Source organism: Rothia nasimurium (genome assembly GCF_928382285.1).
GTDB classification, from domain to species: Bacteria; Actinomycetota; Actinomycetes; order Actinomycetales; family Micrococcaceae; genus Rothia; species Rothia nasimurium_E.
Map to the genome: position 1 here is coordinate 263,818 of NZ_CAKMSS010000001.1, position 14,434 is coordinate 278,251.

General features: G+C 56.5%; 17 protein-coding genes. 12 read left to right on the forward strand and 5 right to left on the reverse strand.

Features of this window, described 5'->3' with window-relative positions; genetic code table 11:
* Position 1: 1 nt before the first annotated feature.
* The 11 genes from ribD (at position 2) to L6758_RS01165 (ending at position 9,755) form a co-directional block, all read left to right on the forward strand.
* Entirely contained in the window at positions 2-1,045 is a 1,044-nt protein-coding gene (gene ribD / locus L6758_RS01115) for a bifunctional diaminohydroxyphosphoribosylaminopyrimidine deaminase/5-amino-6-(5-phosphoribosylamino)uracil reductase RibD (RefSeq protein ID WP_237204840.1), read from the forward strand.
* A 144-nt stretch (positions 1,046-1,189) separates the two neighbouring features.
* Positions 1,190-2,503 (forward strand): 3,4-dihydroxy-2-butanone-4-phosphate synthase, encoded by a 1,314-nt coding sequence (gene ribB, locus L6758_RS01120; protein ID WP_237204950.1) that lies wholly within the window; start codon positions 1,190-1,192, stop codon positions 2,501-2,503.
* Positions 2,493-3,116, forward strand: a complete 624-nt coding sequence (locus L6758_RS01125) for a GTP cyclohydrolase II (RefSeq protein WP_237225416.1) — start codon at positions 2,493-2,495, stop codon at positions 3,114-3,116. Before ribB ends, L6758_RS01125 begins: the two co-directional genes overlap by 11 nt.
* Positions 3,117-3,206: 90 nt before the next feature.
* Positions 3,207-3,677: a 6,7-dimethyl-8-ribityllumazine synthase gene (gene ribH / locus L6758_RS01130; RefSeq protein WP_237204841.1), complete on the forward strand. Its 471-nt coding sequence runs from the start codon at positions 3,207-3,209 to the stop codon at positions 3,675-3,677.
* A gap of 281 nt (positions 3,678-3,958) precedes the next feature.
* Positions 3,959-4,273, forward strand: a complete 315-nt coding sequence (locus L6758_RS01135) for a helix-turn-helix domain-containing protein (RefSeq protein WP_237185323.1) — start codon at positions 3,959-3,961, stop codon at positions 4,271-4,273.
* A 148-nt stretch (positions 4,274-4,421) separates the two neighbouring features.
* The gene (locus L6758_RS01140; RefSeq protein ID WP_135012131.1) at positions 4,422-4,685 is read left to right on the forward strand and encodes a phosphoribosyl-ATP diphosphatase; all 264 of its coding nucleotides are present in this window, start codon (positions 4,422-4,424) and stop codon (positions 4,683-4,685) included.
* Positions 4,686-4,709: 24 nt separating this feature from the next.
* Entirely contained in the window at positions 4,710-5,555 is an 846-nt protein-coding gene (hisG, locus tag L6758_RS01145; protein ID WP_185173039.1) for an ATP phosphoribosyltransferase, read from the forward strand.
* Positions 5,556-5,637: 82 nt separating this feature from the next.
* On the forward strand, positions 5,638-6,399 hold the full coding sequence (gene hisF / locus L6758_RS01150) for an imidazole glycerol phosphate synthase subunit HisF (protein WP_185173038.1): 762 nt from the start codon (positions 5,638-5,640) through the stop codon (positions 6,397-6,399).
* 451 nt (positions 6,400-6,850) lie between these two features.
* The gene (locus tag L6758_RS01155) at positions 6,851-7,093 is read left to right on the forward strand and encodes a type II toxin-antitoxin system Phd/YefM family antitoxin (protein WP_237185321.1); all 243 of its coding nucleotides are present in this window, start codon (positions 6,851-6,853) and stop codon (positions 7,091-7,093) included.
* Positions 7,090-7,353, forward strand: a complete 264-nt coding sequence (locus L6758_RS01160) for a Txe/YoeB family addiction module toxin (RefSeq protein ID WP_237185320.1) — start codon at positions 7,090-7,092, stop codon at positions 7,351-7,353. Before L6758_RS01155 ends, L6758_RS01160 begins: the two co-directional genes overlap by 4 nt.
* A 614-nt stretch (positions 7,354-7,967) precedes the next feature.
* Positions 7,968-9,755: an ATP-binding protein gene (locus L6758_RS01165; RefSeq protein WP_237204842.1), complete on the forward strand. Its 1,788-nt coding sequence runs from the start codon at positions 7,968-7,970 to the stop codon at positions 9,753-9,755.
* A gap of 58 nt (positions 9,756-9,813) precedes the next feature.
* Here L6758_RS01165 and L6758_RS01170 read toward each other — a convergent pair whose 3' ends face one another.
* The 5 genes from L6758_RS01170 to L6758_RS01185 all read right to left on the reverse strand — a co-directional run bounded on the left by L6758_RS01170 (position 9,814) and on the right by L6758_RS01185 (position 13,764).
* A complete protein-coding gene (locus L6758_RS01170) occupies positions 9,814-10,815 on the reverse strand; it encodes an Abi family protein (RefSeq protein WP_237199768.1) in 1,002 nt (333 codons plus the stop codon).
* Between the two features lie 233 nt (positions 10,816-11,048).
* A complete protein-coding gene (locus L6758_RS01175) occupies positions 11,049-12,374 on the reverse strand; it encodes a type I restriction enzyme subunit R domain-containing protein (RefSeq protein WP_237218595.1) in 1,326 nt (441 codons plus the stop codon).
* 103 nt (positions 12,375-12,477) lie between these two features.
* Positions 12,478-12,723, reverse strand: a complete 246-nt coding sequence (locus tag L6758_RS11070; RefSeq protein WP_369126948.1) for a hypothetical protein — start codon at positions 12,721-12,723, stop codon at positions 12,478-12,480.
* Positions 12,724-12,941: 218 nt separating this feature from the next.
* A complete protein-coding gene (locus L6758_RS01180; protein ID WP_237199988.1) occupies positions 12,942-13,139 on the reverse strand; it encodes an S-adenosylmethionine synthetase N-terminal domain-containing protein in 198 nt (65 codons plus the stop codon).
* Between the two features lie 106 nt (positions 13,140-13,245).
* On the reverse strand, positions 13,246-13,764 hold the full coding sequence (locus L6758_RS01185; RefSeq protein ID WP_237199989.1) for a P27 family phage terminase small subunit: 519 nt from the start codon (positions 13,762-13,764) through the stop codon (positions 13,246-13,248).
* Between the two features lie 210 nt (positions 13,765-13,974).
* Here L6758_RS01185 and L6758_RS01190 point away from each other — a divergent pair, with 210 nt between their 5' ends.
* On the forward strand, positions 13,975-14,415 hold the full coding sequence (locus L6758_RS01190; protein WP_237199990.1) for a hypothetical protein: 441 nt from the start codon (positions 13,975-13,977) through the stop codon (positions 14,413-14,415).
* The last annotated feature ends 19 nt before the right edge of the window (positions 14,416-14,434 follow it).

Here is a 14,434-nt window from a genome sequence, read left to right on the forward strand (position 1 = left end):
TATGGCACACCTTACCGACACCCAGGCCATGGGACTTGCCCTCGACAGCGCCCGCAAGGGCGTGCGCGGGGCCAACCCCCTGGTGGGCGCCGTGATTGCGGACGCCACCGGGCAGGTGCTTGCCACCGGCTGGCACCGCGGCGCCGGCACACCCCACGCTGAAGCCGACGCCCTCGCCCAAGCCCGGGCCGCCGGCATCGACGTTCGCGGGGCCCGCATGTTCGTCACCCTAGAGCCCTGCAACCACACCGGCCGCACCGGCCCCTGCTCAGTTGCTATAGCCGAGGCCGGTATCGCTGAGGTCACCTACGCCTACGCCGACACCACCGACGACGCCGCCGGGGGAGCAGCCTACCTGCGCTCGCAGGGCATAGCTGTTCATGGCGGACTATTGGAAGATGACGCCTACGCCCTCAACGCCCGCTGGCTCACTGCCGCTGCCGGGCGGCGTCCTTTCGTCACCGCCAAAATCGCAAGCTCCCTCGACGGCTACATCGCAGCCGCCGACGGAACAAGCCAGTGGATCACCGGGGAAGAAGCCCGCGCCGACGGCCACGCCCTGCGCGCCCGCGCGGACGCCATCATGGTGGGAACCGGCACCGTGCAGGCCGATAACCCCCAGCTCACAGCAAGGACGCCCGAGGGGCAGCTTGCCGAGCAACAACCTCTGCGCGTCGTGATGGGAACTAGTCAGCTTCCGGACGGATACCTTGCCGACGCTATCAGTGAAGGCAAAGCCGTCCACCTGCCAACCCGCAACCCCCAACAGGCTCTCACCGAACTCTACGCCCGGGGCGTCCGGCATCTGCTCCTGGAAGGCGGGCCAACCCTCATCACCGCCTTTATGCGTGCCAACCTCATCGACGAACTCTACTGGTACCGGGCGCCCCTGCTGCTCGGCGCCGGTAAACCAGCCCTCGGCGACCTCGGCGTGAGCAGCCTAAGCCAGGCAGCGCACTGGCAGCTGGACCACCTCACCCACCACCCAGCAGTGCAGACCCTGGGTTCGGACGTCCGCACCCGGCTCGTGCCAGCAAACGAATAGAAACCCGACAAGGTGCGCCCGATAGACGCAGCCGCGTGTGACCCTCTCATGTCTCGCGCCGGGGCGCTCGACATGATTCATGCCAGCCCCACGCCAACACGCGGCGCTGCGTCTATCGGCCTCACCATCTCACCTAAGGACCTCATGTTTACCGGAATCATTGCCGCAACCGGCACCGTAGAATCCATAGAACCCGTACTCGATTCTGAGGGGCGGGCTGAGTCAGCCGTCGTCACCATCAAGGCGGGCCCGCTCATTGACGATCTTGAGCACGGCGGCTCCCTGGCCGTTAATGGTGTCTGCCTGACCGCCACCCGCACCCGCGAACTGGCCGAGGGCTACTTCGCCGCCGACATGATGGGTGAAACCCTGCGCCGCACCAACTTGGGCCAGCTCGCACCCGGTGATCGAGTCAACCTGGAACGCTGCATGCCAGCTGGCGGACGCTTCGACGGGCATGTCGTGCAGGGCCACGTGGACGGCCTGGGCACCGTGGTCAAGGTTGAAGACCACGAATCCTGGCGTACCGTGCGCGTGCGCGTGCCGCGGGATATGGCAGCCCACCTCACCGAGAAGGGCTCTATTACTGTCTCGGGTGCGTCGCTGACCGTCACCGCCGTATCCCACCCGCAGGCCGACACCCACTGGTTCGAGGTAGGTCTGATCCCCGCAACGCTTGAAGCCACCACCTTAGGTGAGCTGACCGTGGGCGATACCGTCAACCTCGAAACCGATGCCCTCGCTAAGTACGTCCAACGTATTCTGGCTGTCTCGGGTTCAGTGGCGGGTCTTGGCGTTACCCCGGGCAGCGCCGGCGGTGGAACCCAGCACCGGGTCGCCGCCCTCGATTCCGTCGAACGCGCCGTCGCCGAAATTGCCCGCGGCGGTGCCGTGGTTGTGGTCGATGACGAAGACCGCGAAAACGAAGGCGACATCATCTTCGCAGCCGAACACGCCACCGCTGAACTCATGGGCTTCACCATCCGCTATACCTCCGGCGTCATTTGCGCCCCCATGAGTGCCGCCCGCGCAGATGCCCTGAACCTGCCGCCCATGCTCGAAGTCAATGAGGACGCCAAGGGTACCGCCTACACCGTCACCTGCGATGCCCGCGAAGGCGTGACCACCGGTATCTCAGCGGCAGACCGGGCCCGAACTGTTCAGGTTCTTGCCGACCCGACCTCCTCTGCTGGTGACCTGACCCGCCCCGGCCACGTCCTGCCCCTGCGGGCGGTCGACGGGGGAGTGCGCCAGCGCCCCGGCCACACCGAAGCCGCCGTCGAGCTTTCTCTGCTGGCAGGTCTATCGGGCGTTGGTGTTATCTCGGAAATCGTGAATGATGACGGCACCATGATGCGCTTTGACGCCCTGCGCGCCTTTGCCACCCAGCACAACATGCCCATGATTTCCATCGCTGACCTGGTCACCTACCTGCAGGAGCACGACGGTGAGCGATAAGAACACCCTGGTAGCCAGGAGCGAGCCGGTGCTGGTGCCCACCCCTCACGGCACCTTTGCCGTATCTGCCTACGAGTTTGCCGACGGCACCGAGCACATGCTTGCCACCGCCGTCGGCGCGGACGGACGCCCCCTCACACCTGAGCAGGAAGGGCAAGACCACCTGGTTCGGCTCCATTCCGAATGCGCCACGGGCGACCTACTGGGATCCTACCGCTGCGACTGCGGGCCCCAACTAGAAAAAGCCCTCGCCACCGTACAGGAACTGGGCGGCTCGGTGCTGTATCTGCGCGGGCACGAGGGCAGGGGCATTGGCCTGGTCAATAAGCTCCGCGCCTATGCCCTGCAAGATGGCGGGGACGACACCCTCGACGCCAACCTGCACCTGGGCTTCCCAGCAGACGCACGGGACTACACCCAGGCGTCCGCCATCTTGAAAGCAGCCGGGCTGACCCGCGTCCGCCTACTTACCAACAACCCGGCCAAGGCAGAAGCCCTAACCGAGCTGGGGGTGCAGGTGACAGGGCTGGTGCCCGATATTGTTGCACCCCGGCCCGAAAACGAGCGCTACCTCGCCACTAAACGCGACCGTATGCGCCACATCCTCAACTAGGTACCATCTGAGTCAGAAAAACCCATCTAGTTTGTGGTCATTTCTGAATTAGCTGGTACCTACCCCAAACCCAACCCTAAGGAGAACACCATGAGCGGAGCAGGAGCACCCGCCCCTAAACTCAACCCCGCAGACACCGCAGGTCTGAAGGTCGCCGTGATTGCGGCGTCCTGGCACACCCAGATCATGGACGGCCTGCTCAACGGTGCCCGTCGCGCCGCAGCGGACGCCGGTATCGAACCGACCATCGTGCGCGTGCCCGGCACCTTCGAACTGCCGGTAGCCGCCGCAACCCTGGCCGAGAAGTACGATGCGCTCGTCGCCCTGGGCGTGGTCATCCGCGGCGGAACCCCGCACTTTGACTACGTCTGCGACGCCGCCACCAGCGGCCTGACTAAGGTCTCTGTAGAAACCAAAACCCCCGTCGGGTTTGGCGTGCTGACCTGCGACACCGAAGAGCAGGGCATCGACCGTGCTGGCCTGCCCGGCTCCAACGAAGATAAGGGCTACGAGGCCATGGCAGCGGCACTGGAAACCGTGGTGGCACTCAAGCAGGTTTAGTTGCATTCAAGGCGCTCCAGGCTCGCGCTCGCTGCCAACCCTCTCGCATGGTTCGCTTCGCTCACAATACGATTCACGCCAGCCCCGAGCCAGCAGCTTTGCTGCGAGCCTGGGACGTCTTGTTTCATTAAAATAAATCCCGTATTCTTCGGCTTTACCTATTTGATAAATCGTATTTATAGTAATCTGACGTTACTCAAGAGAGAGCGGTCGAAGTAAGTGTTGTTCAAGACTGGCTCATAAAACTTTGAAACGCTATGAAGAGTACCTAAGGAAGCGCCGTGACAACGCTTGAAGAACTGAAACAAATGCGCCCGGTAGATTCCCAGGAATTACAAGGCCTGGTTGATGCCATGCATGCTGAAGCGCATGTATACCAACTGCAAAAACTGCGTAAAGAATTAGGAATGACGCAGACCGATCTAGCTGAAAAGATCGGTGTCTCCCAAAAAAGAATTTCCCAAATGGAAAAGGGAGATATTGGGAGCGTGAGTCTCAAAACCCTCCACAAATACATCACAGCACTTGGTGCAGAACTTACTGTTTCGGCTAGTTTTCCGGTGGGTACAAGCCACACGATTTACAGCACCCGGTAAGTAGGTCCCGACGCCCGCCCTCCTGCCCTGTCCTGGGGTAGGAGGGCGGGCGTCCGTCCGCGCACCTCATCCTGTGCGCGTGACCGAAAGATGAAATCTAAACCTACCCGGTAACGCCAGCACCTCAAAGAGCGGTACGCTAGAAACCGTGAAGAACTTTGAAACCCTATTCGCAGAACTGGCCGAAAAGGCTGAAACCCGCCCTGAGGGTTCCGGCACCGTTGCGGAACTCGACAAAGGCGTGCACTTTATCGGCAAGAAAATCGTAGAAGAAGCAGCGGAAGTCTGGATGGCCGCTGAATTCCAGTCTGATGCCGAGTTCGCCGAAGAGGCTTCACAGCTGATTTACCATTTGCAGTGCATGATGATCGCCAAGGGACTGACTCCCGAAGATATCTACAAGTACCTCTAAACCATCACTGCAAAGGAAAAACCTATGCTGCGCGTTGCAGTTCCTAACAAGGGCATGCTCTCTCAGGCTGCCATCACCATGCTGACCGAAGCTGGCTACCTCCAGCGCCGCGACTCCCGCGAGCTGGTGCTCGTTGACCAGGACAACGAGGTTGAATTTTTCTACCTGCGCCCCCGCGACATCGCCGTGTACGTGGGTGAGGGCACCCTGGACGTCGGCATCACCGGCCGCGACCTGCTGCTCGACTCCGGCACCCACGCTGAGGAAGCACTCAAGCTCGATTTTGCCCGCTCCACCTTCCGCCTGGCCGGGCCCGCCGGTACCTACACCGACCCGTCCGAACTTGAAGGTAAGCGCATCGCCACCAGCTACAAGCGCCTGCTGACCGACTACCTGGAACGCTCCGGTATCAACGCGTCGGTGGTGCGCCTGGATGGCGCTATTGAGTCCTCAATTCGTTTGGGGGTTGCGGACGCCATCGCCGACGTCGTGGAAACCGGCAACACCATGCGCGCTGCCGGCCTTGAACCCTTCGGCGACCCGATTATGCGCTCTGAGGCCCTGCTCATTAAGCGCCCCGGCGTTGAGGACCACGCCGGTCTTGAGCGCCTGCAGCGCCGCTTGCAGGGTGTGCTGATTGCCCGCCAGTACGTGATGATTGACTACAACATCGAAGAGGCTAACCTCAAGGCTGCCACCACCCTGACCCCCGGCCTTGAAGCCCCGACCATCTCGCCGCTCTCGCGCGAGGGCTGGGTTGCCGTGCGCTCCATGGTGCCGCGCAAGGCAGCGAATAAGGTCATGGATTCCCTCTACGACATCGGCGGCCGCGGCATCCTAGTCACCGCTATTCAGGCCGCGCGCCTGTAACTTTACCCGGCGGCGTCCTTGCCCCCTGATATGGGCGGACGCCGCCGCTTCAGTTTTGTTTTCAAGGAAAGGGGGCGCGCCTGTGGGTGTTGCCATTCGTGTTATTCCGTGTCTTGATGTGGACGCCGGCCGCGTGGTCAAGGGCGTTAAGTTTGAGGGCCTGCGCGACGCTGGCGACCCGGTAGAACTCGCCAAGCGCTACAACGCTGAGGGCGCCGATGAGCTGACCTTCCTGGACGTCACCGCCTCTTCTTCTGACCGCCAGACCACCTTCGATGTGGTGTCGTCGACCGCTGAGCAGGTCTTTATCCCGCTGACCGTAGGCGGGGGAGTGCGCACCGCTGAGGACGTCGACCGCCTGCTACGCACCGGCGCCGATAAGGCCTCTATTAACACTGCGGCTATTGCCCGACCCGAGGTGATCAACGAGATAACCGAGCGGTTTGGCTCCCAGGTGCTGGTGCTCTCTGCGGACGCCAAGAAGTCTGACGCTACCCCGTCCGGCTACGAGGTGACCACCCACGGCGGCCGCACCTCCACCGGGCTTGACCTGCTCGAATGGGTTGCTGAGGCCCAGGAGCGCGGCGTGGGCGAAATCCTGCTGAACTCCATTGACGCAGACGGCACCAAAGCCGGCTTTGACCTGCCCATGATCCGCGCGGTGCGCTCTGTCGTCACCGTACCCCTGATCGCCTCCGGTGGCGCGGGCGCAGCCGAGCACTTCCCGCCCGCCATCGAAGCAGGAGCGGACGCCGTGCTGGCCGCTTCTATTTTCCACTTCGGCGAGGTCAGCATCGGGGAAGTGAAGGACGCAATCCGAGCGGCGGGGTACGAAGTACGTTAGGAGAGGACGAGTAAGGCTCACCAGGCTCACGCTTGGCGTGCTCTCGGGCTCGCGCTCGCTGCCGACCCTCTCGCCTGGTTCGCTTCGCTCACAAGGCGATTCACGCCAGCCCCGAGCCAGCAGCTTCGCTGCGAGCCCGAGAGCACTTCTAGCCCAATAAGTTAAGTCTCAGAATGGGAATAATCCTGCTCTTCGCGTTTCTGGAAAGGCACATCATCTAGTGCCTTTAGTACCCAGTCAGGGTTCAGTATAAGGTCTCGCATTCCTAGCATGTATCGGCTGAAATATTCGTTATTGTACTCAATGCCAGTTGAATGAGTTCAGCGGCATCAAAGTCGACCTTGACCTGCTCATGACTCGGGCGATTGGTATATCACGAGGTTACTTCATTCATCCAGATAATATTTTGCCCCCTCTTGCTGAGGCGTACGTAATTCCGTATTGTTGGGGTATGACTACGATTTCAGTAACTAACGCCCGCAGTGACCTCTACCAGTTGGTTGACCAGGTCAATGCTGACTCGCACCCTGTTACCATTGCAGGAAAGCGAGGTAACGCTGTGTTAATTGGCGAAGATGATTGGCTGGCTATCCAAGAAACTCTATACCTCAGCTCTATCCCTGAAGTCCGAGAAAGTATCCAGCAGGCTCGCAAGGAGCCTCTGAGCGAAGGCAGCACGGAGCTTCCTTGGTGAGCTGGAAACTGATTTACTCCAAGCAAGCGCAAAAGGATGCACTCAAACTCAAACGTTCTGGCTTGCAACCTAAGGCTCAGAAGCTGCTAGAGGTAATTGCTGAAAACCCTTGGCAGAACCCTCCACGCTACGAAAAACTCGTTGGAGACATGGCGGGCTTGTATTCCAGACGAATCAACGTTCAGCATAGACTTGTTTATGACGTGTTCGAAGAGGAACACACTGTCCATGTGCTAAAAATGTGGACCCACTACGAGTAAACCGTACAGAGCCCATCTAGCAGTTCATTTCGAGCATGAACTCGACAAATTGCTCAGCTGGTATCTTGCGCACATGTACAACTTGATCTATAGCGTTCTATCCCAGACTCCTTGATACTAAGAAACTTGACCTACTTGCTGTTGTGCCTGTCGTGGTTATAGAGGGGGCTCGTACAGTTGGGGAAGACAATCTTGGTGAACAAGCTGGCTCACAGAGCGATTCACGCCCCGCCTAGCGGTGGATTGCGTTCGTTCTAGCGTTTCTCTGAAGCTAGACGGCTAAATGCCTTTTCGAGGTCTTTGACGGGCAGGCTGTTGTGCAGAGACTTTGCCTGTAGCGCATAGAGACTCCGTTTTGCGTCTGTTAGACCATCTGTGCCACGCGTATGCTCGGTGCGTGAGCGACAAGTTGTGGTTTTACTATTGGTCTTTAGTGCCTTTTTAGCTTTTCTGGCTGCTCTATACATCGCAGAATTTACAGCGCTAATAGTCATTTCCTACCCTCCTATCCCTTGAAGATGACTACTGAGGTGAACTGGTCAATTCACCTAGTACTTTACCAACTTGTACATCCGATGTACAAAATTTTGTGCATTGAATGTACAATTTGACCTATGACGTTCTATCCCAGATTCCTTGAGCCCAAGATACTTGACCTGCTTGCTGTTGCGCCTGTCGTGATTATCGAAGGCGCTCGTGCAGTGGGGAAGACAAGCTTAGTGAACAAGCTGGCCAATGGGGGGCACCTGAAGGCAGTTTATTCGATGGCTGATACCGGTCTGCGAGCAGTGGTTGAGGCTGATACAGTGGGTTGGCTCCGTGGTCTAGAGTGGCCCTGCGCAATCGACGAAGCTCAGCTGGTTCCTGAGCTACCGGTTGCTGTGAAACAGGTTCTAGATGAGAACCAGGACTCAATTCGTCTAGTTCTTACTGGTTCTTCAAGCATCGGGCAAAGCGGCTTTGGCGGCACTGACCCTCTGGCACGCAGGGCTTTACGAGTATCATTAGAGCCTTTAAGCGAGGCAGAAATCAGCTCTCCCCATCAGCAGCCGTGGTCTGTGATAGATGCTCTATTTGATGCAAATCCGGTTACAGGGGAGCAAGCACAACCTCTGGATATTGAATCTGATGCGATCGTTCTAGGAGGTATGCCCCAGTATCGTCGGTTTGCTGGCAATTCAGTGAACTCTACGTTAGGCCTGGCTATTGACGAGGGGATAAGAAGCATCCTAACTCAGCGGGTAAAGCCAGGTGAGTCGTTTGATCAGGTACGTGCACATGAGATTTTGGCTTATGTTTTAAGGCACCCTGCTTCAGAGCTAAATATCTCTGAAATGGGCAGAGAACTCTCAATGGACCGCCGCACAGTTGATTCTTATCTCGACGCTCTCGAAAAACGTTTCTTGATATATGAGGTCCCCAACCTGCATCGGGCTTCAAAGAGGTCTTTGCGGTCTTCAGCTAAGTTTTTCCCCGCAGATGTGGCTTTATCCGCTCGGTCTTTGGTCAGTACGAGTGATGCACAGTTAGTTGATGCAGATGTACGAGGGCGTCTGATTGAGACGCTGGTGATGCAGCAGATACGTGCCCATGCTGGATGGGCTGAGCGTAGTGTGGATATATTCCATTGGCGTCAGCGGATTAAGAACAAGGACGTTGAGGTCGATGTAGTCTTGCGTGATTCTGCAGGTTCTCTCATTGCTGTGGAAGTGAAAGCTTCTGCGCGTGTAAAGCCTGAATTCTTGAAGGGGTTGAAGAGCTTTCAAGAATTGTATGGTGACAGGGTTACACGGGGCTTCGTTGTTTGTAACGTGGCTCGGCCTGTGCCTTTAGGCGAGAAAATTTGGGCTCTTCCCTTGGCCGCCTTGTGGGACGCTAGTTTGTGGCAGGGGTTGATGAACAGAGCGCGCGCAACTGCGATAGAGCCACGGGCAGAGCTTGAGCCCTCTAAGAAAACTGGCGATGTTGATGTGCGTGTCGTTGCTAGTTTCGCTGCGGCTGATGAGGGCTCTGCGTTAGCAGGGAATATTCGTGGCTTTGCTGAAGATGTTGCTGATGCTGTTGAGGGTCTGTCTGGTTTGAGCGTTGAGCTTGTTTTGGATGATGATCCGGCACATTTTACTCATACGCTGGGCGCGGACGCTGACGAGCAGGTACCCCTTGTTGGCTTGGCTTTGGTGACACCTCGCTGGGTCAAGCAAATAGGTGACTTGTCTGTGTTAGACGGCAAGAATATTGTGCCGGTTCTGTGGATTGCTAACTCTAAGATTCCAGAGGAACAGAGTAGGGCTGTTCTTGATTTAACGGATGTGCGTCGTGCAGATCGTGATTCCGCACAGTACCGCCTGGGCGTGGAGCAGGTGGCGGAGAGCTTGCTCTCTAAGATGTCCCACAATATCTAGTGGCTCAGTTCCTCCACCTTCTCACCCCGCAGCAGTTCGTAGAGGCCCATGCGGAATATTAGTTATTCCAGATTTCTAATTCTTGCCAGTTGCCAGGAAAACCCATGTTACGTTCGGCAGTAATAAGCGGTTCAGATAATTCTTGCAGATATATTTGGGGTAACTTTTTAACCTGCGTTTTGAACGTATTGTGCCAGTTAGTGCCAGATTCATGGCATCTAAGCATATGGGCGAGTAAGACACACGGCATGTATATTTTGTCGGCAGGGAGTTCCTTATCTATATGCTTTAAATATTTTTTGAAGTAAGAGTTTGAATGAACAGACACATTCCTTTTCATGCTCTTATTGAAAACTCTAGCACCATGAGCGCAGTCGTTTCTTAAGTCCATGATTGCAAGTAGCCAGGAGCCAAACTTGGTGCCTTGTCGAACCCCGAAATTTCTTGCCACATCATTTTGGTCTTCTACCTTCATCAAAAGATAAAAGTGAATTAGGGTTCCAAAGGACACAATTTCTAGTGCTGCCCACACAGGAATTTCTGTCTTGTAGACAAGCGTATGGTGCGCTATGAAATCGTCATTATTTTTGGATTTTTTGGCGCTCTCGTACTGAGCTTTCCAAGCCTCAAACTTGGTTGTTTGATCTCGAGAAGAAGTAAGTTCATAACATTTTGTGGAATCTAAGCATGAAATCTCAAGATGCCCTTTTGGATTTTTCTTTGCGATGACATGGGCGATAGCGGTTCTTAGTCTTACCTCTAAATCAAAGATACCTGTCAAAATGACGGCACGTAGTTTGGTGTCGAAATCTGCTAACGCTATAGAGTCTTCGAACCTTGAGCCAGCTTCAAACTCATCATGGCGGAACTCTCTACGTTTGATGAGATCATCGGTGAGGGGCTCTCGAAGTTTTCTAAAGGGATATCTGTAGCCGCTCGTGCGGTGGTAGCCGAGTCTTCTGAGCTCTGCTTCAGCTTTAGTCTTATCGTCGATTTGCATCCCCAGCTGCTCAAGTCTGTTGATGAGATCTGGGTGGTCTAGGAACCCTTTTTCAGCCATAAGCACCTACTTAAAATGAAAACCGCCACATGATACATGCAGAACTTTGAGGTTCCATGTAACAGAGGTGGGCGGTGTCTGATACCTTTACCCTACCACATGCGATGTTGCATTTGAATGCTGGGAGAAACTTGATTCCAAACCGCGTAACAATTTCTAATAAGGTTATAGCCTACTTCGATTCGATGGTCGGAGTTATACCAGCATACAAAGATCGCTAAGGTGGTCCCCTTTTACGGAGTCAGCTCCTCCACCTTCTCGCCCCGCAGCAGCTCGTACAGGCCCATGTCGAGCATGAACTCCACGAACTGCTCCGCCGGCAACTTGCGCACGTGGTCAATCAGGTCAGCTGTATCTGAGCTGTAGTCCCAGAGCTTATTCGCCAGGCCAACGCGCACATTCTTCGAATGGTAGAAGTCCACCTTGGTGTTGGCCATGGCGCTTTGTTTGAGCCCGGCGTCCTTGGCCGCCTCAGCCACGAAGGTAGTAGCAAAGCCCACCTGGTGCTCGTCACTCAGGTCAAGGCCGTGGAAGTACTTATTAATCTTCTCAATCAGTTCAGAGCGGGCTTTGCGCTCGCGCTCCTGGATACTGGCGAGGCCGGCCTCCGTCATGCCCTGCAGCCCAGCCGCCTGGGAGGACGATAGCTTCAAGTCTTCCTCTTCGCGCAGCTTTTCGAGGCGGTAGTGGGTGAGGACGATGTCGTCCACGTTCACGACCTCAGGGGATACTTCATCGAGGGTAAAGCGGCGCAGCTTGCGCGAGAGCAGGTCGGCAAAGGCTGAGAGCTTCTCGTAGTAGGGGTCGCCGAAGTTGAAGATTTGCGAGAAGAAGGCGTAGGACTTCACATATTGGGCCAGGGTTGAGCGGAACTCCAGCAGGGACTCAAGGGCGGCCCTATCGGCAGAACCGTCTAGCCCTTCCCGGGCTGCCTTCCAGCGGGTGACAAAGCGCTGCACGGGTATAGAAATCAGGGAGTCAAAGGTGGCCTGCCGGGCACCGGGGCTAACCCATTTTTCCCAGAACTGTTCCACATCGGCCCGGTTGTAGATACCTGCTGCCTCTAGCTTATCGACCTGCTTGGCAACCAGGTCCAGGTCTGATTCGGTCTCGATGCGGGCGTCCTCGTAGTACTCTGCGAAGGCGGCGCGAATCTGCTCGGGGTCGTTGACGAAGTCCAAAATGTAGGTGTTTTCTTTTCCTTCTGCCCGGCGGTTGAGGCGGGAGAGGGTCTGCACGGCGGTGATGCCCGAGAGCTTTTTGTCCACATACATGGCAACCAGAAGGGGCTGGTCGAAGCCGGTCTGGTACTTGTTGGCCACAATCAGAATGTGCTGGCCGTCCTGGTTGAAGACCTCAGCTAGGTTCCTGCCCTTGAGCTCTGGGTTCATGGACGCTTCGGTCACGGTGGGGGTATCAACCCCGGGTACTACCTCAACGTCGGGGTCGGGCAGTTCACCGGAGAAAGCAACCAGAGTCTTGAGGGGCAGGCTCTTTTCAGAAATGGCCTTTTCGAAGGCCCGCTGGTAGCGCACGGCAGCTGCCCGGGAGGACGTCACCACCATGGCTTTGGCTTTACCGCCCAGCTCCTGTAAGCCCGCTGTCAGCTTGAGGGCCGCCAGTAATGAAGGGCCCGGCAGGGTTGATCAGGACGGTTGTGTCCTAGGCCAGCGGGATATCACCCAGAGCCGGGCAAATCACCAGCGAGCGTAGTTCCCGTGTTAGTTCTGCACGCTTCTTGGAGGGAAAGTGTTGGATCGAGACCACAATGGCGGTGGCCTTGACGGGTTTGTCGTTCTCGTCGTAGTGGAGGGTGACCTGAGCCTTGCCGTCAGAGCGGATACCAGTAATCGGCCCCTTGGTACGGGACTCATCGAGGCGGCGACAAATTCTGTGGGCGATGACCAGCGGGGCCGGTAGTTACTCCTTGGTCTCGTTTGTGGCGTAGCCATAGACGGTTCCTTGGTCTCCAGCTCCGAGCAGAGCGTGGCGGTATTGTCCTGGGCGGTGCGTGATTCGTAAGACTGGGTGACGTCGTGGTCAATGCCAGCTGACTGTCGTGTGATGTTCAGGTGAATACGGAAGCTACGGGGGTTGTAGCCTGCCTTACTCAGGGCTTTGCGGGTTCATTCTTTTAGGTAGAGCCGGGCCGTGGTGGTGATTTCACCCAGGATGTAGATGTGCCTGCCTTTGGCTGCTGCTTCAACAGCGACTCGGGCTGCCGGGTCCTCGAGGAGGATGTTGGACAAGATGGTCTCGCAGATGAGGTCGCAGAGCTTGTCGGGGTGTCCGATGCAGACGGATTCAGCTGTTTTCAGGGTCATGAGTAGATCCACACCTTTCGATGAATGTTGTGTTGTTGGGGTATGAAAATGGCACCTACCGTGTTTGGTAGGTGCCAGAAAAACTGTGTTTTTGAGTGTGCTGAGTTTAGCTGCGGGCTTTGAGGAGTCGTTCCATGACGTCATCGCCGGGGCTGGAGCCGCTGTAGTCTGTGGTGCAGGTTGCCCTTACAATTTCGTAGATTTCGTACCAGTAGACGTTGGCTTGCTTGGAAAAAGACTGGCTCATGGCAACGAACGGTGAGGCGATGGCTGCGCCGGTGGTGGGGTGCTTGCCGAGCAGACCAAATTTGGAGATGGCTTCTTCGCATTGGACATAGCGGGCAAAGGCTTGGGCATAAGACTCAATGAGGCGTTTGGAGACGAAGTCGGTGCAGCCGCGTTCATCGAGCCACTGCCAGGTTTCCTTGTAGACCAGGTCAGCACCGAGGGGTTTGCCGTCACGCTGTTCGGCTGAGAGGTAGTCCGAGGGCGGCGGCATGGCTGAGCCGGTGAGTTCCACGCCGTCGCCGATGTCCCTGCCAGTGAAGTCGTAGAGGTCGAGGTCTTGTGGCTCTGGTGGGGTGAGCCGGGTGGCTGGTCTGCCGTCTGCGAGTTTTTCATGCAACGCATCTGGTTTTCGGCCAGCTTTTACGCGCCGGCCACCACGGTTCGTGCCGTCTTTAGCCACAGGTTTCACCTCCAGTATCTGTTTGTCTGTAGCTGAGACATGCACGGTGGAACGCATGTTCTACTGTTGAAATACGCACGACATCACAGCACCATTAACGAGAGGGTTAGAATCCTGGCGATGTGAAACGAAAAAGGAGAAAGCCTTATGAAGAAGGACAATGTTCCATCAGTAGCTACTTCAGATGTATCTGCCCTGTGCAGATTTTTTATTATTGAGAAAATTGTATGGATGTGTGGTTTGATCCTGTTAGTTCCAGCTGTTGCTGGCTGGTTTCAGACTGAAATTACCGACATCTTTTACCATTTCCCTACCGAGATTGAACAGCCTTCCCCGCTGTGGTCTCAGCGTTTCGCCGTTACTAATTTCACGGGTTTAGCACTATGGGGAGTATGGATATTGGGGTTGATTTGGCACCGTTTACGGCACTCAACCTACCTCAGTGGATTCCAACCCCCGGCTAATAAAAGAATTGTGCTAAACCGGTGTGCTCTCATAGCGCAGGCAGTAATTGCTGCAGTAGTTTCAGTATTGACTGCCGTAGAGACTCTCATTCTGCTCATGGACGTATCGGGTCTCCCCCTCTAGCTGGGGAATAGCCTTGAGG

Bases quoted from the DNA above. Each gene is read 5' to 3' on its own strand.
- ribB (WP_237204950.1), top strand. From the start codon at position 1,190: ATGTTTACCGGAATCATTGCCGCAACCGGCACCGTAGAATCCATAGAA.
- ribD (WP_237204840.1), top strand. From the start codon at position 2: ATGGCACACCTTACCGACACCCAGGCCATGGGACTTGCCCTCGACAGC.
- hisG (WP_185173039.1), top strand. From the start codon at position 4,710: ATGCTGCGCGTTGCAGTTCCTAACAAGGGCATGCTCTCTCAGGCTGCC.
- L6758_RS01180 (WP_237199988.1), bottom strand. From the start codon at position 13,139: ATGACCCTGAAAACAGCTGAATCCGTCTGCATCGGACACCCCGACAAG.
- L6758_RS01190 (WP_237199990.1), top strand. From the start codon at position 13,975: ATGAAGAAGGACAATGTTCCATCAGTAGCTACTTCAGATGTATCTGCC.
- L6758_RS01165 (WP_237204842.1), top strand. From the start codon at position 7,968: ATGACGTTCTATCCCAGATTCCTTGAGCCCAAGATACTTGACCTGCTT.
- L6758_RS01170 (WP_237199768.1), bottom strand. From the start codon at position 10,815: ATGGCTGAAAAAGGGTTCCTAGACCACCCAGATCTCATCAACAGACTT.
- ribH (WP_237204841.1), top strand. From the start codon at position 3,207: ATGAGCGGAGCAGGAGCACCCGCCCCTAAACTCAACCCCGCAGACACC.
- L6758_RS01155 (WP_237185321.1), top strand. From the start codon at position 6,851: ATGACTACGATTTCAGTAACTAACGCCCGCAGTGACCTCTACCAGTTG.